This window comes from [Limnothrix rosea] IAM M-220 (genome assembly GCF_001904615.1).
Taxonomy (GTDB): domain Bacteria; phylum Cyanobacteriota; class Cyanobacteriia; order Cyanobacteriales; family MRBY01; genus MRBY01.
Genome location: NZ_MRBY01000060.1, coordinates 1 through 21,136, shown reverse-complemented (window position 1 = coordinate 21,136; position 21,136 = coordinate 1). Strand labels below are relative to the sequence as shown.

Below are 21,136 nucleotides of genomic sequence, written 5' to 3'. Positions count from 1 at the left end.
CTGGGTTAGTAATGGAACCATCGTTTCAACGACATTGCTTTTACTACTTCAGCATACTCATTCCCGGAGAGCCAAATATTCGCCACAAGACAAAAAAACTTACCGGAATTTAAAATATTAGGTGAAGCCGAAAATTTCAAATTAATTTATACAAAAAAAGAGACCTGAAAAACTTCAAGCCTCAAAAAAATACTTTGATAAAATTCAATAAAAAAACAATATATAAACTTTAAAAAATACTAAACGAATCCTCCTCAAGGGCTGCCGAGCCACCCTCACGCAAAATATTAATGACACGGCCTAACTGTTTCCAGAGCAAAGCCACTGTCGCGATCGTCAGAGGCAAAGACAAAGAATAGGCAAACCACGCCGGAATAAAAAAGATTTGTAAGCCACTCGCGAGAAAAATACTCATGCCCATACCAATACCAAACAGAGGCAGTTGGAGCGTGATCACAGAGAGCTGCTTTACAATGTTGTCTTGATTCGTCACAATTTCCCGCGCTTTGAGCTTGAGGGTGCTTTGGAAAGCTGATCCACTGGTGATGGCAATGAAAAAGCCGAGACCCAGCAACACAAAGGGAGGCTGCGCCATGTAGTAATAGTAATATTCTTCCATTATTTTTTATTTACAAAACTTAAATATCCGCCCTAATTATGACTGAGTTTGGGCGAAACTCGGCAAGACTGCGGCAATTCGATCGCCGGAAAAAGTGCGCAAGCCTGACCAGGCAATGTTCAGCAGCTTTTGGGGTTTAAATTCATCCTTTAGTAAAAGCCATAATCGTTGCACTTCTTCGGTGTGGAGGCGGTCATCTTCGATGAGAGCGAGAATGAGCATCCGGCGAATTTCTTCCCCCTCTTCGGACATCAAGTATTGGAAGCCCATTTGTGCTGTCGGCAAAATATCGAAGCCGCTATCAGCGCTGGCGATCGCCAACATATTTTCGAGGCGCTGCCACTGGAATTTGCCATCTTTAAACAGCACCGCGAGGAGCTTACGGCGAAGTTCTGGCGTTTCGGCGGTGAGCAGACGACGAGCCACATAGGGATAGGAAATCTCAACAATTTTAAAATCCGGATTCAGACTAAGAGCAAGACCTTCTTGGGTGACAAGGGAACGGATAATGAGCGCAAATTTTGCAGGAACACGGAACGGATACTCGTACATCAGCTCCGAAAATTCATCGGTAATCGTTTTAAAGTTAAAGTCGCCGACGCTTTCCCCCACTGCCTTGCCCAACACTTTTTCGAGGGCTGGAATAATTGGGTGAATATCTGTTTTGGGAGACAAAAATCCCAGCTCAACAAAATCCCGTGCCAAGGTTTGGTAATCCTGGTTAATGAGCTGAACAATGGAACTGGCGATCGTTTCTTTAGTGTGATTATCCAGCTGATCCATCATGCCAAAATCGATGTAGGCCATCCGCCCATCGAAGGTTGCGAACAGATTGCCGGGGTGGGGATCGGCGTGGAAAAAGCCATGCTCAAGTAGCTGACGTAGACCCGTTGTCACACCGATTTCAATGATTCTGTCAGGATTGAGACCTGCTGCGCGAATGCGGTCAAGTTCGCTGAGCTTGTAGCCGTTAATCCATTCAAGGGTGAGGATGCGAGAGCTGGTGTATTCCCAATAAATTGACGGGACTTTAACGGTGGGATCGTCACTAAAATTAGCGGCAAATTTCTCGGCGTTACGACCTTCATTGATGTAATCAATTTCTTCAAAAAGTTTGATGCCAAACTCGTCAATGATCAGGGTTAAATCGTGGCCAAGATTTAGAGGTAAGTAGGGCGCTAAAAACTTAGCCCCAATCCGCATTAGATAAAGGTCGAGGGTGAGAACTGGCAGTAGCTGTGGTCGCTGTACTTTAATCGCAACTTCTTCACCGCTATAAAGACGACCGCGGTAAACCTGTGCCAAACTAGCTGCGGCAATGGGGTTCGGAGAAATCTCGCGGTAAATATCGTTAATACTCCGTCCTAAATCTTTCTCGATGAGGGCAAAGGCGATCGCGTTACTAAAAGACGGGAGTTGATCTTGGAGTTTGATCAGTTCTTCAAGAAAATCTGGCTTGATCAAATCAGGGCGTGTGGAGAGTGCCTGACCAACTTTGATAAATGTTGGGCCTAAACGGGTCAAAATATCCCGTAGCTCGTTAGCGCGACGGCTGCGACTTTTTTCTGTTTCTCCGTTGCGTTTATCCAGCCATAGGCGCAGGGCAAAGCCTCCGAAAAACCAAATGATGCTCAGGGTTCGCCATAGGGCTCGCCAAGGTCGCCAGAAGTAGTAGCGGGCGATCGCCTCATGGTCATACCGCTTAATGGTTGTCGAGCCGAGTCGATAATCTGGAGAAACAGAAGAATACTGGGTCACAGGCATCTCACCGTAAACAAATGTTGGCTTTTATTAATTAAAGCAACTTATATTGTATCGAAGTTTTCAAAATCACTAAGTTTGTTGACGGAAGTTTAAGGTTCTTCGCAGATTTGCATGTCTTGTGATCTCGACGAAGATTGAATTAGTTTTGCAAAGTGTTTTGCTGGGCGAGTTGTTGTAACAAGGTTAGGCGATCGCCTTCATCTTCATCTGTCACCTGATGCACAGAACGTGGCGTTTTTCCCTTGGTAATGACTTGGAGCGCCGCTTGTGCCGCTTGCTTTTGAGCTAACTTCTTTGACCCTGCAGTGCCTTGGCCGTACCTTTTGCCTTGAATAAAAACACCAACCTTAAACGTTTTCGCATGGTCTGCGCCTGATTCCGCCAAGATTTTGTATTCTGGGAGCTCGCCAATATGGGCTAATGCCCACTCCTGTAACGCGCCCTTGGCATTTTGAGAGGCCACTAATTCAGGCTTTGCCGCCAGTGTAATCGCCACCGGTAATACCAGTTTTTCCACAAAGGCGATCGTCGCCTCAATGCCTGCATCAAGAAAATAAGCACCGACAACCGCCTCAAAAACATCACTTAAAATTTCAGGATTTTGCCTAGCCCCAACTTTTTCAGTACCCTTCCCCAATCGTAATAATTGGTCTAAACCGAGATCCGTCGCAAAAGTTGCCAACTGATAACGATTATTTTCCAAACTAGCCCGCAGACGACTCAGTTCACCTTCCTGCAACTGCGGAAACTGCTCAAATAAAAGCTTTCCCATGACAAATTTCAACACCGCATCCCCAAGAAACTCTAGACGCTCATTATCCTTAGTCACCTCAGGGTGCTCATTACAATACGAACTATGGGTTAAAGCTTGAGTGAATAATTGATCATCTCGAAATCGAGGCAAGCTTGTCATGGTTAGCCGAAACTTTATAATGTGTAAAAGAAAGTGAAACCAGCGTATCAGCTCCTATTCATAATGACTCTGATAAGACTTACATATCAGAATTATCGTGAGGGCGATCGCAACAAAAAATGGGATTCTAAACCCATCAAATCACCAGACCATAGAAGCCTAAGGGAAAAACTGCGGATCAATGTCAAAGATTGAAACTAGAACCGAACCCATGGTGATCAACATGGGGCCTCACCACCCCTCCATGCACGGCGTACTACGCCTGATTGTCACCCTTGACGGAGAAGACGTGGTTGACTGTGAACCCGTCATTGGCTATCTACACCGTGGAATGGAAAAGATCGCCGAAAATCGAACAAATGTTATGTATGTACCCTACGTGAGTCGTTGGGATTATGCTGCTGGCATGTTTAACGAAGCCATTACCGTTAATGCTCCTGAGAAGCTCGCTGATATTGATGTGCCAAAACGCGCTCAGTACATCCGCGTTGTGATGCTGGAGCTGAACCGCATTGCGAACCACCTCCTCTGGCTTGGTCCGTTTCTGGCAGATGTTGGTGCTCAAACTCCCTTCTTCTACATTTTCCGTGAGCGGGAGATGATCTATGACCTATGGGAAGCTGCATCCGGTATGCGTTTAATCAACAACAACTACTTCCGTATTGGTGGTGTCGCTGTTGATTTGCCCTACGGTTGGAACGACAAATGCCTTGATTTCTGTGATTATTTTGATCCGAAAGTTGATGAGTACGAGAAGCTCATTACCAATAACCCCATTTTCCGCCGTCGGATCGAAGGTGTCGGTACAATTACTCGAGATGAAGCCATCAACTGGGGCTTATCCGGTCCCATGCTACGTGGCTCCGGTGTGAAGTGGGATCTACGCAAGGTTGACCATTACGAGTGTTATGACGACTTCGACTGGGATGTGCAGTGGGAAACAGCTGGTGATTGTTTCGCGCGCTATCTGGTTCGGATTCGTGAAATGCGTGAGTCGGTCAAGATCATTCGTCAAGCCCTTAAGGGAATGCCCGGTGGTCCTTTCGAAAATCTGGAAGCGAAGCGCATGCTGGAAGGGAAAAAGTCGGAATGGAATGGCTTTGACTATCAGTACATTGCTAAGAAGGTTGCTCCTACGTTCAAAATTCCTGAAGGGGAACATTATGTTCGTTTAGAAAGTGGCAAGGGTGAAGTGGGTATTTTCATTCAAGGCTCTAATAATGTTTTCCCGTGGCGTTGGAAGATTCGCTCTGCTGATTTTAATAATCTGCAGATTTTGCCTCACCTACTAAAGGGGGTGAAATTGGCGGATATTATGGCGATTCTCGGCAGTATTGATGTGATTATGGGTTCGGTTGACCGTTAGAGGCCCAGTAAGACATCAAGTTTTTAGTCATTTGGGAGGGTTAAGTTTTTAGCCCTCTTTTTTTGTGGTCAAAATTTTTGTGGGCTTGCTGTAAGGGTCTGGTTGCATCTTTATACCAAATGATTTTGGCTGATCTGCCAATGAAATCTTGAATCGTTGATTGGATAAGGGTTTTGGTCTACCCATTTACAGAGCTGATTTTTTGAATTGGGATGATGTGTTTTTCGGATTTATGTGATTTTAGTCACTCATGGAGAACGAGATTATCTATAGTAGAGAGAGTGCGTCTGTGAACCGGGAATATTGATGATTAGGATTTTAATCTACTTTTTAGAGCTATGAGCAATTCACAAATCAGCTCAGTTCGGCGCCAACGTGAAAAGAAAAAGCGTCAGCTTCAGCAACGGCAGACGCAATTGAAGCACCATTGGGCATTACATCAGGCAAAACAACAGGCTACTCAAATGGGGCTTAAGGGGGCGCAGCGTCATCTCAGTCGTCCTCGGGGGATGAGTGAGCTTGATGCTAGTGTTCTTGATGTTATGTTGGAAATTTGGTCGCGGCGTGGTACTTTTGCGCCGGCAAATTTGGCAAATATTTTTTTACAGCAAACGGAGAGTGTTTCTTACGCGGATTATAAGCAGGCTTTGATGCGTTATCTTTGGACGGCGATCGCCGATGAGGATGGACTGCAACCTTTAAGGCAAAAAATGCAAGAGACTCTGGATCAACTGTGGCCAGATCAAGATCGAAAAAAAGTTGATCTGAGATTAAAACTAAGAACTTGTAATCGTCTCATTAGTTTAATTACGACTCAAGGCTATCCATACCCATCGCCGATGTTTACGCTTTTAGCTGTGCAAGAGCAGTACGATGTGTTTGGATTGATCCTGCTGCGATTAATGCTATTGAGTCGGCCAAGTTATCAATGTTTTGCTGATGCGATCGCCGCACTGAGGGAGTACTACGACAAACTCAAAAACTCAAAATCCCAGTGGATTGTGCATTTCCTTGAGGCGTTCCAGCTCAATATTAGTGAATATTTAGACCGTAGTTTTGATCAGAAAAATAAGTTTAAACCTCAAAATCACGAATAAATTGTCGGTTAAGCCGCTACCCTAATCATCAGGCGTTTTTGTCAATTGGGGATTTGTGGATGAAAAGTAGCTATCTCGATAGTTTGTCTTATCAAGCTGTAAAAACATCGTCGGTAGAATATCTGATATTGATGCTCCATGGTTGGGGCGCAAACTATAACGATTTGGAGCCATTGGCAAAGGTCTTAGGGTTACCAAATTGCCGTTTTTTATTTCCCAATGCGCCCTTCGAACATTTTCAAATGCCAGTAGGCCGGGCATGGTACGCCCTAGAGCGTCAAGATTTTCAGGGTATTGAAGAAAGTCGCGATCGCCTCAATCTGTGGCTGCAAGAATTACCCAAGCTAACGGGCATTCCGCCAGAACGCACCGCAATGGTGGGTTTTTCCCAGGGTGGTGCTATGACTTTAGATGTCGGTCTAAATTTTAACTTTGCAGCACTGTGTAGTTGTAGCGGTTATTTACATTATGATCCTGCCGAGCGTACGGGGAATTTTCCTACAACATTGCTTATTCACGGCAATCAAGATGCGATTGTGCCCCTTGCGGCAGCAAAGAAAGCAGAAACAGAGCTTGGTCAAGTCGGTGTTGATGTGGAATATTTTGAATTTGCTGGGGGTCACGAAATTCCAACGGCGGCAATGGTCGCACTGCGAGACTTTTTACAACGTACTTTAATAATGTCCTAATGGTGAAGGGTGAAGTGGGGACGAGACGCGCTGTTGAATCATAAGGAAAACTATGCATCTGTCAAAAGAATGAACAATGGGATTTTATCGGAGATTTTCCGAGGCGATCGCCCTTGTCTGATAGACTTTGGGGTGTTTACAAAAATACTTAAACAACTGACTAAGATTCAGTCGTTGCAGTCTGGAGGATAAAACGCGTGGATAGCACCCTCGGTTTAGAAATTATTGAAGTAGTCGAACAAGCGGCGATCGCCTCTTCCAAATGGATGGGTTTGGGCGAAAAAGATACAGCCGATGCCGTTGCTGTAGAAGCAATGCGTGAGCGTATGAACAAAATTCATATGCGTGGTCGTATCGTCATTGGTGAAGGCGAGCGGGACGAAGCGCCGATGCTTTATATCGGAGAAGAAGTCGGTATCTGTACCCAGCCCGGAGCGGAGAAAGTCTGCACCCTTGACGAGCTGATCGAAATCGATATCGCCGTTGACCCCTGTGAAGGCACAAACCTTGTTGCTAACGGCCAACCCGGTTCTATGGCTGTACTTGCCATTTCTGAAAAAGGTGGATTGTTCCACGCGCCTGACTTTTACATGCAGAAACTTGCCGCTCCCCCAGCAGCAAAAGGCAAAGTCGATATTCGTAAATCTGCCACTGAAAATATCAAGATTTTAGGTGAGTGCCTCAGTCGTAACCCTGAAGAGCTCGTCATTGTTGTGATGGACCGCCCTCGCCACAAAGATCTCATTAAAGAAATTCGTTCTACTGGTGCCCGCGTTCGCCTCATTAGTGATGGCGATGTTTCCGCTGCAATTTGCTGTGCCTTTGAAGGGACTAACATCCACGCTCTTATGGGTGTTGGTGCTGCCCCTGAAGGGGTGATTTCCGCGGCGGCAATGCGCTGTCTCGGTGGTCATTTCCAAGGTCGTCTGATCTACGATCCTGCTGAAGTGAATACCCCTGAAAGTGAAAAGTGGACAAAGGAAGGTAACGCTGCTCGCCTCAAGGAAATGGGCGTTGAAGACCCTGACAAGATCTACGAAGCTAATGAGCTTGCTTCTGGTGAAGAGGTTCTCTTTGCTGGTTGTGGTATTACTCCCGGTACTTTGATGAATGGTGTTCGCCTATTCCATGGTGGTGCTCGTACCCAGTCCCTCATCATTTCTAGTCAGTCCATGACTGCTCGCTTTGTTGATACTGTCCACATGTGGGAAGAGCCCCAGAAGATTCAGCTTCACTAGGATTTGAAGTCTAGAATTTTGAGCCTGTGATGTTTTTTTGATCAAGATGGATTGAAAATGTATCGGGCTGGCGATCGCCATAGGTGGTCGCCTTTTTGATGTCATAAAGTTAAATGAATTTTCTTTACAAAACCTTTTATTGCGAATTGTCCGAGCACTACATTGCATAGGAACATAAAAACTTTTTTTAATAAAAATCTCTTAGCTTCCCACGGCAGTTGAAGCACCACAGAGACTCAACTTTTTTTAGAGAACCCCCCATGAATATTGTTGTTGTTGGTCTAAGTCATAAGACAGCTCCCGTCGAAATCCGCGAAAAGCTCAGTATTCAAGAAGCAAAAATGGACGAGGCGATCGCCCATCTAAAGTCCTATCCCCACGTCGAAGAGATTGCCGTGATTAGTACCTGTAATCGCCTTGAAATCTACGCCGTCGTTCAAGAAACAGAGCAAGGTGTACGGGAGATCTGTCAATTTTTAGCCGAGACCGGACAGCTCCGTTTACACCAATTACGTCCCTATCTTTTTACCCTCCTCCACCAAGACGCTATTCGCCACCTCATGCGCGTTGCGGCTGGCCTAGAAAGCCTTGTCCTCGGTGAAGGACAGATTTTGGCACAGGTAAAAAATGCCCACAAACTCGGTCAAAAACATAAAGGCCTAGGGCGATTACTCGACAAAATGTTTAAGCAGTCCATTACCGCCGGGAAACGGGTGCGTAGTGAGACCAATATCGGTACAGGCGCTGTGTCCATCAGCTCAGCTGCCGTGGAACTAGCCCAAATGAAAGTGAAAGATCTTGCGACGCAGAAAATCGCCATTGTTGGTGCTGGTAAAATGTCTCGTCTCCTCGTGCAACACCTTTTATCAAAAGGGGCAGAAGACATTACGATCATTAACCGTTCCGAGCGCGGCGCTCAGCAATTGGCGAAAAAATTTCCCGATGCGAATTTGCAACTAGAGTTACTGCCTGAAATGCTGAATATTGCGGAACAGTCTGACATCATGTTTACCAGTACTGGCGCTACTCAGCCCATTATCGACAAGGCAAAGCTAGAAGATCTTAATCTTGGCAAATTAATGTTAATCGATATTTCTGTGCCCCTAAATGTTGCCGCCGATGTTGAAGAATTAGAACAAGTTCAACTCTTTAATGTTGATGCCCTCAAGGAAGTTGTGGCACAAAACCAAGCATCGCGACGCAAGATGGCAGAAGAAGCAGAATTATTGCTAGAGGACGAAGTGGCTAACTACATGAGCTGGTGGCAATCCTTAGAAACTGTGCCGACCATTAGTTCATTACGGAGTAAAGTTGAGAGCATCCGCGAGCAGGAACTAGAAAAGGCCTTATCTCGCCTCGGTTCGGAGTTTGAAGAGAAGCACCAAGAGGTGATTGAAACTTTGACGCGCGGCATTGTGAATAAAATCCTCCACGAGCCGATGGTGCAACTGCGTGCCCAGAAGGATATTGAGGCACGTCGAGTTTGTATGAATTCGTTGCAAATGCTCTTTAATCTGGAAACGGAAGAAGCTGTTTAATTTAGAGTTTAATTTAAATTAATTGGCAAATTGCGTTGCCTAATCGCTTAATTTATTGGGCTTATATTTCTATTGGGCTGGGGTTTTCGGTAGCATATTCTACGGAAGCTTCAGCTTTTGTGTTGTGAATCGGAGAAACGGGAATGATGTTAATGGCTAGTTTAAAACAGGGTGCAAAAAGGGCGATCGCCACATTACTGGTGTTGTGTTGTAGCTTAACGCTGGTGGCTTGCGGTAACGTTGTGGGCAGTTTACAGCCCTACTCTAGCGGGACATATGGCTATGAATTTCTTTATCCCAATGGCTGGATTCCTGTCAATGTCGATAGTGCAAAAACAGGTGTTGATGTCGTTTTTCGTGATCTCGTGGAATATTCCGAAAACCTAAGCGTCATTATCAGCGATGTGCCAGCCGATAAAAGTCTCGAAGATCTGGGGACACCAACAGATGTGGGCTATCGCTTTATGCAAGAAGCCAATCAAAATAGCGATCGCCAGCCCGACTTAATCCGAGCCGACAGCCGCACCGACGATAGCGGCCAGACCTACTATATCCTCGAATACCAAGTCACCCTACCCAACGGCCAAACCCGCCATGACCTTGCCACCGTTGCCGTCAAATTTGGCAAGCTCTACACCTTAAATCTTTCCACCCTGCAAGACCGCTGGAACGACGTTGAATCCCTCTTTAATACCGTCATCAAATCCTTCAAGCTCTGATCTCTATCATCCCCGACCCAGAAAACTATTGTGGGTCAATAGGAAAGAACCCTGCATAGTCGATCATCGATTCCGAGGGATCGCTCCATCAAACCCTGATAACTGATAACTGATAACTGATAACTGTCATGGAATTTGTCCTTGCCTCAGCTTCCCCTGCACGTCGTCGTCTTTTGCAGGGTATTGGTATTAACCCCATCGTTCATGTCAGCAATTTTGATGAAGATCAAATTCAAGAACGTGATCCCGCTCGCCTTGTGGAGGCCTTAGCTATTGCTAAAGCGACGATCGTCGCCGAACAGCGGCAAAATGCCCTGATTTTGGGCTGTGACTCTGTATTACTGGTGCAGGGAGAGATTTGTGGGAAACCGGAATCTCCAGAGGTGGCGATCGCCCGTTGGCAGACAATGGGCGGTAGCTACGGCGTGCTCTATACCGGCCATGCACTGATCGATCAGACCCAACAACGAACAATCGTTCGTCATGGAGTGACAACAGTACATTTTGCCCAGATTGATGACGCTACCATTAAAGCCTACGTAGCCAGTGGCGAGCCCTTACAATGTGCTGGTTGTTTTGCCCTCGAAGGAAAAGGTGGCCTATTCATCGAGAAGCTCGATGGCTGTCACAGTAATGTGATTGGCTTGAGCTTGCCTTTGCTGCGCAAAATGCTTTTAGAACTCGGACATGATGTCAGTAAACTTTGGGGCTAAACCCTAGCCCAGTGTTACATTTGCTGCGACTTTTCTAAACGATCCATTTTTTATGGGATATTCTGAAGAAAATCGCCCGTAAACCTAAGAAAGACAAAGAATCTGTGCCCCGAAGACTGATATCCATTCGGGCAAACAATGAGGAGAGCTACTTACATGCCTGCCAGCGACGAATTTAAAAAAGCCTTACGTTCAGGTGATCTTCCCGAAGCTTTCGTGATGGCCATGGGAAAAGCCACAGAACTGAATATTACAACGAAGGTCATTAAAGCTGACGGCACAGTAGATGAAGCATATAATTCTGCCCAATGTCTAGAAACACGCCTCGATATTCTGAGTGGCACAATTGAAAATCGTGTGGGTGAGGATTTTGTCGGCACAGGCAAATACAGTGAATTACAAGCGTTTCACCAGCAGCAAGTTGCCCTTGGTAATCGCAAAATACAAGAAAATTTTCAAAGTTTGCAGGAGCTTTTTCGGCTCCTCGTCACCCTACAGCAATATAATCGCCTGACAAATGCTGAGCAGCCGCTAGATCTCACTTTCCTTGAGGTGCCAAGCCAAAAACTGCCGCCGGAAAGGGTGATTACAACGCTACAAGAGCAGGCTTCTATCCTAGAGTCACTGCAAGGGGGAGAATCCTCCAATATTGAAAAAACAGATGCTGAAAATAAAGAAAGTTCTGAAGGGATTAGTTCACCCACTAACGGGGGAGAAACAGTATCGTCCAATGTTGCGAAAATATCGATAGATAAAGCAGAACGAAAGGAGCAAACGACAACAACTTCAAGTCCGCCATCCCAAGCAAATGATACACCGACACAGAAAAGCAATAACCTCCGGGACGGGGCGATCGCCACAGGTGTTGTGGCGGCAACGGCGGCGGTAGCAAAATCAGTCACCTCTGAAGCCAAGCCTGACAAGCCAGAGGATGGGGAATCCCTAGACTTTCTCGATAGTTTCGCTGCGCTGGATTTAGATGATGCTCCCGCACCCCTGATGCCCGTGTCTGATGTGGAAATCGATGACTGGGAGACTCCCACAGACATGAGTCCTGCTGAGCGGCTATCCCAAATGCCGACTGATACCTATATCCCGACATTGTCAGACTTTGACCATGATGATGATGGTGAGGCTGGGCTGGATGATTTTCTAGAGGCAGATCTCGATGATCTTCTCGGAGGGGGGGAAGCGTCAGTTGTTGAGGATGACAGCTTTGTTGAACCGACGGAACCTACAGCTTCTGAAACCTTAGATGAGGCACTATTGGAGGCAGAAGCGGAGGCGATCGCCCCCAGTGCACCAGAAGCTCTAGATGTAGAGGATATCGATGCTGCTGCCGAAGAAAATGATGATTTTGATGTCGATGAGTTACCGGATTTTTCCGATGACAGTCTAGATGCCCTCTTGGCTGATAGCTTTAGTGAGGTGTCCAGTCCGAGTGCCCTAGAGTCCTCTGATACCGATGATGTTGTCGGGGATACGGATGATTTTGATGCCAATGAGTTGCCGGATTTTTCCGATGACAGCTTAGATGCTTTATTAGCTGACAGGGAAGCCGATAGTGGGGCGATCGCCGCCAGTGATGACGCAGAATCCATTGCTAGATTTGACGAGTTTGCGGATATCTCGGAGGACAATTTACCCGACGATGTCATGGATGATTTACTCCATGAACCCGAAGAAACCGATGATGACGACAGTGAAATTACAGCGATTTCCTTTGGCCCAAAATCAACCTTCCCCGGAATATCCGACATTGAAGATAGCGACGAAGAGGCAATCCTAGAACCCAAAGCAAGTTTTGGTGATGTTTTAGAAGAAGAGTTAATCACCCCTGACGACGATGTAGCCCCCGTTAATGTGGCGGATTTGACTGATATTAGCCATGGCCAAGGCGAAGTTGCTTTAGAGGCCGGTGACATGACAACACCCCAAGATGCCACCATCCCAAGCGAGGCGATCGCCGATGTAGAAGCAGAGCTCACGACTAATGAACTACTTGTTGCAGCGAGTGCAATGACCCCCGAAGTGACAGAACAAGCCCTGCAAGAGACCTTCAACCAGTCGCAGACCCCTGCCACCGAAGAGAAACCTGTCCCTCAAACCCACAGTGAACCAGCAGAAACAGCGACAACTGTAGACATCAGCACCATCGATGATTCCGAATTGCTGAGCTTTATTGATGAAAATTGGCAGTTGCATCCAGATGTCATGGAAATCACCTCCCTTGACGCAGAAACCGACGATGAACCTGTTTTATTACAACCCCTCTCCGAAGAGGAACTGGCCACATTAGAAGAGGTGGAAGATACAGACTGGCTATCTTCTACGGTTGACAATGATTGGGAGCCTTTAAATCTCAGTAGTGATGACACCAAAGGATTAGAAAACTTTAGCCTCATTCTGCATGAGGAAGAGTTAGCCGTAGACTCTGAAATGGCATCTTTGGAGTCGGCCGTTGGTGAAGAAACATCGGTCATTTCTGCAGAATCTGATACTTGGTCAGCCATCGGCAATGACATTGGTGACGATATAGACAGTCCTTTAGAAGCTACTGCTGCCTTACCGACAATTGATTTGCCCTTGGACGATCTAAACATTCCCGAAGCGGAAGAAACGAGCGTTGCAAATAGAGAAGATAGTGGGGCGATCGCCGACGATATGACTGACGAGATATCAGAAAATATCGCCACTGATTCACCAATAGAAGCCGATGATTTATCAGCAGTGTCGGAAAATCTTAATACCCTAGAACAGGCTGGAGCAGTAGCAGATCTAGATTTAGATCTGGATCCTGGCGATCATGCTGATAGCGAAGACTGGAGCGAAGCGGCAACAGATCTTGATAGTAGTGTGCCATCAGAGACATCACTCGACGAAGATTCCGAAGCAGCCTTCGCAGATCTAGATGAATCATCAGAGCATCTCAACGATCTAGAAATGGAAACTGCCCGATCTGGTGACGACGGGGTGGACGAGGAGATCGCCGATAATGATATCTTTGCTGGCATAGATGCCTCAGAGCTAGCTGACTTGAGTGATGATCAACTCGATAACATTGAGCTAGATGAAAAAATATTAACAGAATCCCCAGATAGCCTTGCCAGCGATATCGATGAACCAGAAATAGATCCCTTTGCCACAGACAATTTAGCCTCTATGGATTTAGAGATGTTCGCGGCTGAGGCGGATCTAGAGCTTGAAAACATCGAAGATGATATGGAGCTTGAACTGTCCATGGGCAATCTGGGCAAGCTTACCAGCCCAGACCCTTTGCTTTTAGATGGGGATTCCTTTGACGAACTGGGCATCGAGCCAGATCTAGACCTTGATGTAGATGACGTAACGCACGAACTGGCAACGCCAGTATTTGAGACGGAGCCAGATCCCTTTGCTGAGTTGGGTTTAGGTGATGAAGAGCTTGAAACAACGGGCTTAGATAATTTGGATTTGCTGGATGTAGAGGGTTTCATCAGCGGTGATGCAGCTGGAACAAGTGATGACTTAGATTTTGATCCTTTAAATCTCGATATTGACAGGCTAGATAATTTAGATTTTGATAGCGCGGCAATGGATGTTGACGGGAATGATGACAATCCATTACTGGAATTTGGTGTCTCTGACGAACTAGACACTTCTGATCTGCCCAGTGCTGATGATGCCATGGCGATGGATGTTGGAGAGTTTGATCAAGAAATTTTTGATTCTCTGACAGAATTAGACCAAGCGACTGAGCATCTAGAAACTGGTAGTTTAGATTTCAATTCTCAAGTGCTATTGGATGATCTCGATGGAGATGCTGGTATAAATGCAGAATCTACGGCATTTTTAGGTGATGATGGTGAAAGTGATTTCGACCTTGATGCTATTTCTTTAGATGAGCTGGGTGGCTTGGCGCCAGAGGTGTCGGCTAGTCAGTCTAGTGATTTATCTGATGCGGAAAATTTTTCTGGTTTAGATTTAGAGCTTGATACCACAGAGGCTTTGCCGGAGTTGCCTGATGATGGGGCGATCGCCACCGAAAAGACCTTGGGGGGTTTATCCGAAGATGATGACTGGCCAAACTTTGACCTAAATCTTGAGTCCGATGAGCCACTAGCTGAATTTGCGGGTGAGGGGTTGAATGATTTGGATGATACGCCCATTGATTTAGACTTTGATCTGGGCGACTTAAATTTGCCAGAGATGGCCTCCATGTCCTCTGATGCTAGCACCGTTTCAGCAACCGATGAGCTCGATTGGGATCAACTTTCAACTAACGAAAATGAGGCGGCTAACGCATCCGATGACAGCGACGCTGGCTGGGATATCTTCGGTGATCAGGCCACAACATCTGCACAACCTGGCACCGCAGCTACTGAAGAAACCATTGCCTCCTCAGACGATGACTGGGCGATCGCCGGACTAGACAGCTTAGACGACCTTAGCGATAACGACTTGAGTAGTTTAGGAGACTTTGACCTAGACGCTTTAGAATTAGACGATGACGAAAATGACGATAGCGACTTGGATTTATTTAAGAACGATGAAAGTGGCAACCTAAACCCTTTCTTCGACCCTAGTGTCTAGATTTTCTGAACATTTTTTGCCGAACTAATCGCCATGACTACTGCCTTTGAAAGGTTGCAAGCCCAGACCAATAACAATGCCGCATCCCCAGAGCAAAACCCTCGGCAATTGCCCCAGCAGCTCCATGAATTTGTGCGCTCCCTCGGTGGTCTCCTTGCAGATGTCTCCGCCCTTGAAATCAATACCATGGTCGTGGAGCAGATTAGCGGCAACAAATTTACACCATGGGAAGTGTACCGCGATATTTATCCCATTTCCCGCGTTTACCTAGAACAGCAAGGCTATCACCCCAAGCTCCACAAAGCCTATCTAGACCTGCGATCCCAACTCGAACTGCAATACTCGCTTCTGCTTACCGACCCGACCTCGCCTTTCTACGAACCGAGTGTCCTTGAAAATATCCGTGAAATGTCACCAATTTTGACAGACCCGACCATTGACTCAATGGATCTTCCCACCCGACTGCCCGATCCGATTAATCCCACCGATGCGACGGAAGTCACCCGTGTACGGCATCTTTTAAATAACGGCGTATTTCTGTGTCACCTGCGTAAAATTAGCGAATTAAAAGCAGCCCTTGATAGCCGCAACCGCCGTTTAATCCGACAAGCTGTTTCCGTGACAAATTCTAATCAACCGGGAGACGAGACCAGCTCTGAAGTACAGACAAATGATCATGTCCTAAACGATATTATCTATGCGCAAACCGTGATCCAATTAGATGGTGACATTGTGAATCGCTACGCCGAAGAATTATTTCGTCATCCCTACAAGGAAAGTATCCTTGAAATTCACCGCGCCAGCCTCGAAACTGGTGAAAAGCAATGGCGGGGGCTGTTGGGCTTTATCATTGAAATTATCCAGTCCACCATTAGCCAAGGAAGTGGTAGTAATAAAAAGCAACGTGGGCGGCATCAAGCTCCCCTCAACTAACGTTGTTTTCGTGTTATTGCTGAATAAAATTTCTCTACTCCAGTTTTTTGCCGCCGCTAATGCCAGTTAAACAGTCTGATTTTCTCGCCCAAAATTTTGTCTCTTTGGAGTCTGAGGAGATCAACGAGGGGCATCTTATTGTGCATGGCGTAGCATTCCATCTCACCCAAGAGTCTTTACCTACGTTGTTATCCATTAAGGCGGCGGGGAAGCGCTTAAAATTTTCCCGCCATTTTGTATTGGCTTGGCAACGGTACGCACTTTTTCAGAATAATCATGGTGATTTACGGCGCACTTGGTCTTTTTCGCTGAGCTATGAGTCCCAGGGGATTTTGCAGACATTGGTGACCCGTGATGGGGAAGTGGTCAATCAAGTCTGTGCGGATGTCTTGCACCACAGTATTTTGCATCAACAGTTGCGAGAAATTCATTATTGGTTGATCGCTCAGCTGTTGGGTAAATTATATTTGCGTCGCCCCCGTGGTAAATGGATTAATGTTGTTGCTTGGTCAATGGCGATCGCCCTTGTTTTGCTGTTTGTGCTTTTCCATATTGGAACTGTTTTGAGCCAGCCATTACTGTTGATTTTGCCCATTGTTGTGAGTGTGGGTGTTTTGAAGTGGCTATTGGCAAGGGGCTTATTTTTGTCCTTGGCATCTCTACAACAGTTGTTTGTACAGCGATTGCTCTGGGGAGCTTGGGCTAAGGATCCTCAAAAACAACTAAAAGGGCTGCAATACTTGCGCCGATTGTGATACCGGACAGAATATTACAACCCTAAAGCTTAAGGTGGGTTAGTGGGCGATCGCCCCGTAGCAGCTAATCATAGTAGCCACTAATTGCAAAACAAAAGTTTAAACGATGACCCGTGACGGCAACTCCAGACAATAACCAGCCCCATAAACCGTTTTTATGAATTTGGGATGGCGGGGATCCGGTTCTAGCTTGGTACGGAGGTGGCGGATGTGGACGCGAATCGTTTCGATATCATCCGAGGGATCGTAACCCCAAACCTCTTTTAAAATTTCGCTCGGAGAAATAGTTTGTCCATGGCGCTGCAACAGACAATGGAGCAGCTCAAATTCTAAATGGGTGAGCTTTACCGTGTCATCAAACCAAATCACTTCAAAGCGCTCTGGGATTAATGTTAACGGCCCATAGTTTAAAATTTCGCTATGTTTTGCCGCCTGGGGAATGCGATCACTGCGACGTAGTAAAGCCCGCACCCTCACCAGCATTTCCTCAACTTCAAAGGGCTTGGTTAAATAATCATCAGCGCCAGCATTAAAGCCATCGACTTTATCCTGAGTCTGCCCCAGTGCAGTCAACATCAAAATGGGAATATCAGAAATACGTTCGTCCCGACGAATCCTTTGGCACACCGTAAACCCGTCAACTTTTGGCAACATCAAATCCAACATCACGAGGTCCGGCTGTAGTTGTACCGCCAAGGCTTGACCCTTAAGACCGTCTTCAGCGCGGTTTACGTCGTATCCTGCTAATTCCAAATTAATCGCGACCAATTCCGCGATCGCCGGATCATCATCAATAATTAAAATTCGAGGCATCACCACTAAACCCAAGCTACATAACCCCCATCTTAAAAGTAAATATTCGGAAAGTTACGTTTTTTTTACAAAACACTGCCGTTTAATGCAGAAAAAAAGCGCCAAATTCTGCCCTATTTCCGTCTTTTCAAGTATTTTTATTCAGAAAGCACTGTTAAAACAAGAATTACAAAACAACAAGCAGTATTAACTTTTGTGTGATTCCTGTAATGTCTTAGGGAAAGTCTTAAGTTTTTTTTAAGGTGAAAGACGTGCTTTTTTTGCCCTATTTTTGCTGTACCAGTCTGCAATTTCTGGGCACCATGCTTCAAAATGCTCATACATCAGCTCACAGAGTTTTTGAGCTTCCAGTTGAGCATCTTTTTTCCACCGCAAATCCAGTAAATGCATCAGCGATCGCACATTACAGCTCATCACAAAATGTTGCCGCGCATCAAAGGGAATCAAACTACGGGCATGCTCTTCTGCCAAACCTTCGTTAATACGCTGGCGATAACGCTCACAAGCGGCTAAACACCATGCTTTGTCTTCATCGCGCTGGGCTTCAGAGTAAAAGTATTTTTTACCTTGGCGATTATCGTAGTGGCCAACAGGTCTGAGGTAAAACACATCCTCCACATCCCGTTGACCATCAGCCACGTCAATAATGCGTTGTCCGGTATAGCGAAAGGAGTTGTGGACGACCACGCCATTGGCAATGAAATTATGCCAGGGGCCTTGCATTTCAAGGTCATAGGTGATGGTTTGGGTGAGATATTCAACCTCTTCAACGGTGACTTGTTTGAAAGACTGTGCGGTATCCCAAGCTATGAGCTGGCAGCTTTTCGTCATGGTGACATGGGCTGAGGCTGGCTGGTTTGAGCCTTCTAAGCCCACTGCTGCTGCCATAGTCTGCCAACCCTCTGTCGTGAGTAGGCGATGTTCTGTGGTGCAGTCTAAATGTTTGCCATTACTGAGGGTTAAGCGATAGATGGGCTGGACACCGCTACATACAACGTTTTGGATTTTGCCTGTCGTAAAGGTTTGTTTTTTTTCGTCAAGGACAATGATTTCTAGGGTCTTAAAAATATTTAAATCTGTCGTTCCTAGCTCGTATAGGGCTTTAATGCTGCGGCTTTCATTAATGCCTGTGTCTGTTTTTTTGAGGGCGATCGCCGTATCCCCCGCCAGACATTGCACATCAAAACTAATACCCACCCGGTGAGTGCGAATTTGCTGCATCAAAGAATGGGGAAAATAACCGACATTAAAGACAATTTGGGGATGTTCAATGGGGCCGTAATGTCCTCGACCACCTGCTAATAGGTGCTTAATTACGAGTTCGCCAGCTTTTTTTTCATCGGGAAAAGTATCCCGCTGTTCCCAGACTAGTTCTTCACAGTAATCTTGGTGCATGGCGCTCCAGATGGTCTGCTGGGGATTTGGAGTAGAGCGGAGGACTTCGACGCGAAATTTATCCATAAAACGAATCAATAAACGGGGTTGAGAAAGGTTATCGTGTAGATACTCGAACTTGAAAAAAATAGAGTTGAGCGAACGTAAAGGTTGACGGGATTTCCGAGGAAACAGTTCACCCTGATTTTTTTTGGCAATTCCCGCCAGTGATGTACCAGAATAATCGTTTCATCTTATTTTTCTACATTAGGTAAGAACTTTTTGGTGATGGGCTTACTTCGGGAAAACTGATAGAAAAATTTTCACTAGGGGCGATCGCCGAATTTTTACCCCAATTTGAAAAAAATAAATGACAAAAAATAAACTTTAAAGACGACTAGACGCGCGGTAAAGTAACGCGTTCCTCTTGATCTTGGTACTTCCCGCCGCGGTCACTATAGGTGGTTTTACAAGGCTCTCCCTCGAAAAATAGAAGCTGCACCACCCCCTCGTTGGCATAAATCCGACAATCGGTGCTAGAAGAATTGCTGAATTCTAATGTGATTGCGCCGCGCCAAGATGCTTCTAGGGGAGTGGTATTGGCAATTAAACCAACACGGGCATAGGTTGATTTGCCCAGACAGATAGCTGTGACATTGGCAGGCATTTGAATTTTTTCGAGGGAGACACCTAGGCCATAGGAATTAGCGGGGATAATAAAATAATCGCCATATTCATCTTGCTGAAGATCAACTTTCTCAAGATTTTGGGGGCTAAAAGCTTTTGGATTGACCACAGTGCCGGGAATGTGACGAAAAATGAGAAATTCTTCGGGGCTGAGACGAATATCGTAGCCATAGCTAGATAAACCGTAGCTTAACGCTGGCACTTGCGTATTATTGTCGATCTGAATCTGACGCATGAGACTCGGCTCGAAGGGGGTGATCATTCCTTGTTTAGCTTGGTCTAAAATCCAAATGTCATTTTTGAGCATAGTTCCCTCGGCAAGAAATTCGACACCATATATTCTCATGTCCGTCGGCGATCGCGCTAATGCTTTACTCGGTTAGGGCAAGTCAGTCACAAATGCTCGACACTGTTTTAAAATAGCCTTTGTGACAAACTATGTTTAATAAAAATTTATCCTCCAAGGAGTTCCACCCATGAGCGCAGAAAGCATGATGTTTAATGGCTTTATCATCGCCATTACCACTGTTCTTTTCGGTATGGCATGGGGATTTTTGATCCTCAAAATCCAGAATAAGTCTACGGGTAAGGCTGACTAAGTCTGTTGGCTTAGATTGTTAGGATAGGGGTTGTGTACATTGCTCCCTACCCCTCATCCGGCGATCGCCATGTTTAAGAATTTTCCTTTTTTTAACCGTAATCAACAGAAAATAGCTGCCGACAATACCTCCCAAGATTCAAAGGCAGACCAAGGGGAGCCCCCTCTGGGCGACGAAGAAAAAAATATTACGCCTCGCATCGAATTTTTTAACGGTATTACAGAAGATCTCAGTAACGTTAGTCTCCAACGCGATCCGCGTACTGGTGTGAAATCCGTTGCAATGACCTTTGAGCAGCTCAATGCATTAGAGCGATTCCAAAGCTTTACGAGTGGTTTTAATGGCGTTGTTAGCCTCATTGACGAAGAAGGTGATATTGCTGTGACCCCATCGAGTTGTCGCATTATTTTTGGTGGCGATGAAGGGGATGACCTGCGTGGTGTGATTTGTCGCTTTGAAATTGACCAAGAAAATCATTGGGAGCGGTTTATGCGGTTTATGAATCGTTATGCCGACGAAAATGGGTTTGCCTATGGTGAGCCTGACGAGGGGCAATAGGCTCCGTATCTTTATAAGTGCTGTGAAAACAACCTAACAGCAGGACTTGAAGTGGCTAAATGGTGAAATTCAAGCAAATATTATCTTTGAAAATCCGGGTGGCGATCGCCTAAAACGATAGTCATACCAGACTTCTCAGTACAGGACAAAACTGGAAAAAAGTAGGAGGAGAGGGTTTGATAGAAATTA

The 21,136-nt window shown here is 45.9% G+C and carries 18 protein-coding genes; 12 read left to right on the top strand and 6 right to left on the bottom strand.

Going from position 1 to position 21,136, the window contains the following annotated elements; translation table 11 throughout:
* Nucleotides 1-229: 229 nt before the first annotated feature.
* The 3 genes from NIES208_RS16565 to rnc all read right to left on the bottom strand — a co-directional run bounded on the left by NIES208_RS16565 (nucleotide 230) and on the right by rnc (nucleotide 3,296).
* Nucleotides 230-619 carry a hypothetical protein gene (locus tag NIES208_RS16565; protein WP_075894096.1) on the bottom strand — a complete coding sequence of 130 codons (390 nt, stop codon included), beginning with the start codon at nucleotides 617-619 and terminating at the stop codon, nucleotides 230-232.
* A gap of 36 nt (nucleotides 620-655) precedes the next feature.
* Complete coding sequence (locus NIES208_RS16560) at nucleotides 656-2,377, bottom strand: ABC1 kinase family protein (RefSeq protein WP_411974258.1); 1,722 nt, start codon at nucleotides 2,375-2,377, stop codon at nucleotides 656-658.
* Nucleotides 2,378-2,522: 145 nt separating this feature from the next.
* Nucleotides 2,523-3,296 (bottom strand): ribonuclease III, encoded by a 774-nt coding sequence (gene rnc / locus NIES208_RS16555; protein WP_075894094.1) that lies wholly within the window; start codon nucleotides 3,294-3,296, stop codon nucleotides 2,523-2,525.
* 181 nt (nucleotides 3,297-3,477) lie between these two features.
* Between rnc and NIES208_RS16550 the strand changes: the two genes are divergently transcribed.
* The 10 genes from NIES208_RS16550 to NIES208_RS16505 all read left to right on the top strand — a co-directional run bounded on the left by NIES208_RS16550 (nucleotide 3,478) and on the right by NIES208_RS16505 (nucleotide 16,916).
* Complete coding sequence (locus NIES208_RS16550) at nucleotides 3,478-4,662, top strand: NAD(P)H-quinone oxidoreductase subunit H (RefSeq protein ID WP_075894093.1); 1,185 nt, start codon at nucleotides 3,478-3,480, stop codon at nucleotides 4,660-4,662.
* Between the two features lie 338 nt (nucleotides 4,663-5,000).
* Nucleotides 5,001-5,759, top strand: coding sequence for a hypothetical protein (locus NIES208_RS16545; protein ID WP_075894092.1), 759 nt, complete (start codon nucleotides 5,001-5,003; stop codon nucleotides 5,757-5,759).
* Nucleotides 5,760-5,818: 59 nt separating this feature from the next.
* Nucleotides 5,819-6,448 carry an alpha/beta hydrolase gene (locus tag NIES208_RS16540; protein ID WP_075894091.1) on the top strand — a complete coding sequence of 210 codons (630 nt, stop codon included), beginning with the start codon at nucleotides 5,819-5,821 and terminating at the stop codon, nucleotides 6,446-6,448.
* Nucleotides 6,449-6,645: 197 nt separating this feature from the next.
* Complete coding sequence (gene glpX, locus NIES208_RS16535; RefSeq protein WP_075894090.1) at nucleotides 6,646-7,686, top strand: class II fructose-bisphosphatase; 1,041 nt, start codon at nucleotides 6,646-6,648, stop codon at nucleotides 7,684-7,686.
* Between the two features lie 260 nt (nucleotides 7,687-7,946).
* Nucleotides 7,947-9,224, top strand: a complete 1,278-nt coding sequence (locus tag NIES208_RS16530) for a glutamyl-tRNA reductase (RefSeq protein WP_075894089.1) — start codon at nucleotides 7,947-7,949, stop codon at nucleotides 9,222-9,224.
* A gap of 146 nt (nucleotides 9,225-9,370) precedes the next feature.
* A complete protein-coding gene (gene psbP, locus NIES208_RS16525) occupies nucleotides 9,371-9,943 on the top strand; it encodes a photosystem II reaction center PsbP (RefSeq protein ID WP_075894088.1) in 573 nt (190 codons plus the stop codon).
* Nucleotides 9,944-10,071: 128 nt separating this feature from the next.
* Nucleotides 10,072-10,656, top strand: coding sequence for a Maf family protein (locus NIES208_RS16520; protein WP_075894087.1), 585 nt, complete (start codon nucleotides 10,072-10,074; stop codon nucleotides 10,654-10,656).
* 156 nt (nucleotides 10,657-10,812) lie between these two features.
* Nucleotides 10,813-15,228, top strand: a complete 4,416-nt coding sequence (locus NIES208_RS16515; RefSeq protein WP_075894086.1) for a midas domain-containing protein — start codon at nucleotides 10,813-10,815, stop codon at nucleotides 15,226-15,228.
* A 33-nt stretch (nucleotides 15,229-15,261) separates the two neighbouring features.
* Entirely contained in the window at nucleotides 15,262-16,161 is a 900-nt protein-coding gene (locus NIES208_RS16510) for a hypothetical protein (RefSeq protein ID WP_075894085.1), read from the top strand.
* 59 nt (nucleotides 16,162-16,220) lie between these two features.
* Nucleotides 16,221-16,916 carry a hypothetical protein gene (locus tag NIES208_RS16505; protein ID WP_075894084.1) on the top strand — a complete coding sequence of 232 codons (696 nt, stop codon included), beginning with the start codon at nucleotides 16,221-16,223 and terminating at the stop codon, nucleotides 16,914-16,916.
* A gap of 99 nt (nucleotides 16,917-17,015) precedes the next feature.
* On the opposite strand, the gene NIES208_RS16500 is transcribed toward NIES208_RS16505, so the two are convergent.
* The 3 genes from NIES208_RS16500 to dcd form a co-directional block, all read right to left on the bottom strand.
* A complete protein-coding gene (locus NIES208_RS16500; protein ID WP_075894083.1) occupies nucleotides 17,016-17,729 on the bottom strand; it encodes a response regulator transcription factor in 714 nt (237 codons plus the stop codon).
* 237 nt (nucleotides 17,730-17,966) lie between these two features.
* Nucleotides 17,967-19,190 carry an FAD-dependent thymidylate synthase gene (thyX, locus tag NIES208_RS16495; RefSeq protein WP_075894082.1) on the bottom strand — a complete coding sequence of 408 codons (1,224 nt, stop codon included), beginning with the start codon at nucleotides 19,188-19,190 and terminating at the stop codon, nucleotides 17,967-17,969.
* 310 nt (nucleotides 19,191-19,500) lie between these two features.
* Nucleotides 19,501-20,097 (bottom strand): dCTP deaminase, encoded by a 597-nt coding sequence (dcd, locus tag NIES208_RS16490; protein ID WP_075894081.1) that lies wholly within the window; start codon nucleotides 20,095-20,097, stop codon nucleotides 19,501-19,503.
* Between the two features lie 169 nt (nucleotides 20,098-20,266).
* Here dcd and petM point away from each other — a divergent pair, with 169 nt between their 5' ends.
* Nucleotides 20,267-20,389 (top strand): cytochrome b6-f complex subunit PetM, encoded by a 123-nt coding sequence (petM, locus tag NIES208_RS16485; protein ID WP_075894080.1) that lies wholly within the window; start codon nucleotides 20,267-20,269, stop codon nucleotides 20,387-20,389.
* 186 nt (nucleotides 20,390-20,575) lie between these two features.
* Complete coding sequence (gene psb28 / locus NIES208_RS16480; protein WP_315861653.1) at nucleotides 20,576-20,947, top strand: photosystem II reaction center protein Psb28; 372 nt, start codon at nucleotides 20,576-20,578, stop codon at nucleotides 20,945-20,947.
* The last annotated feature ends 189 nt before the right edge of the window (nucleotides 20,948-21,136 follow it).

What these genes read in the sequence shown, in the direction of transcription:
- NIES208_RS16540 (WP_075894091.1), top strand. Translation starts at nt 5,819, where the DNA reads ATGAAAAGTAGCTATCTCGATAGTTTGTCTTATCAAGCTGTAAAAACA.
- petM (WP_075894080.1), top strand. Translation starts at nt 20,267, where the DNA reads ATGAGCGCAGAAAGCATGATGTTTAATGGCTTTATCATCGCCATTACC.
- NIES208_RS16500 (WP_075894083.1), bottom strand. Translation starts at nt 17,729, where the DNA reads ATGCCTCGAATTTTAATTATTGATGATGATCCGGCGATCGCGGAATTG.
- dcd (WP_075894081.1), bottom strand. Translation starts at nt 20,097, where the DNA reads ATGCTCAAAAATGACATTTGGATTTTAGACCAAGCTAAACAAGGAATG.
- NIES208_RS16505 (WP_075894084.1), top strand. Translation starts at nt 16,221, where the DNA reads ATGCCAGTTAAACAGTCTGATTTTCTCGCCCAAAATTTTGTCTCTTTG.
- psbP (WP_075894088.1), top strand. Translation starts at nt 9,371, where the DNA reads ATGTTAATGGCTAGTTTAAAACAGGGTGCAAAAAGGGCGATCGCCACA.
- NIES208_RS16565 (WP_075894096.1), bottom strand. Translation starts at nt 619, where the DNA reads ATGGAAGAATATTACTATTACTACATGGCGCAGCCTCCCTTTGTGTTG.
- NIES208_RS16515 (WP_075894086.1), top strand. Translation starts at nt 10,813, where the DNA reads ATGCCTGCCAGCGACGAATTTAAAAAAGCCTTACGTTCAGGTGATCTT.
- rnc (WP_075894094.1), bottom strand. Translation starts at nt 3,296, where the DNA reads ATGACAAGCTTGCCTCGATTTCGAGATGATCAATTATTCACTCAAGCT.
- NIES208_RS16520 (WP_075894087.1), top strand. Translation starts at nt 10,072, where the DNA reads ATGGAATTTGTCCTTGCCTCAGCTTCCCCTGCACGTCGTCGTCTTTTG.
- NIES208_RS16530 (WP_075894089.1), top strand. Translation starts at nt 7,947, where the DNA reads ATGAATATTGTTGTTGTTGGTCTAAGTCATAAGACAGCTCCCGTCGAA.
- NIES208_RS16550 (WP_075894093.1), top strand. Translation starts at nt 3,478, where the DNA reads ATGTCAAAGATTGAAACTAGAACCGAACCCATGGTGATCAACATGGGG.
- NIES208_RS16545 (WP_075894092.1), top strand. Translation starts at nt 5,001, where the DNA reads ATGAGCAATTCACAAATCAGCTCAGTTCGGCGCCAACGTGAAAAGAAA.
- thyX (WP_075894082.1), bottom strand. Translation starts at nt 19,190, where the DNA reads ATGGATAAATTTCGCGTCGAAGTCCTCCGCTCTACTCCAAATCCCCAG.
- NIES208_RS16510 (WP_075894085.1), top strand. Translation starts at nt 15,262, where the DNA reads ATGACTACTGCCTTTGAAAGGTTGCAAGCCCAGACCAATAACAATGCC.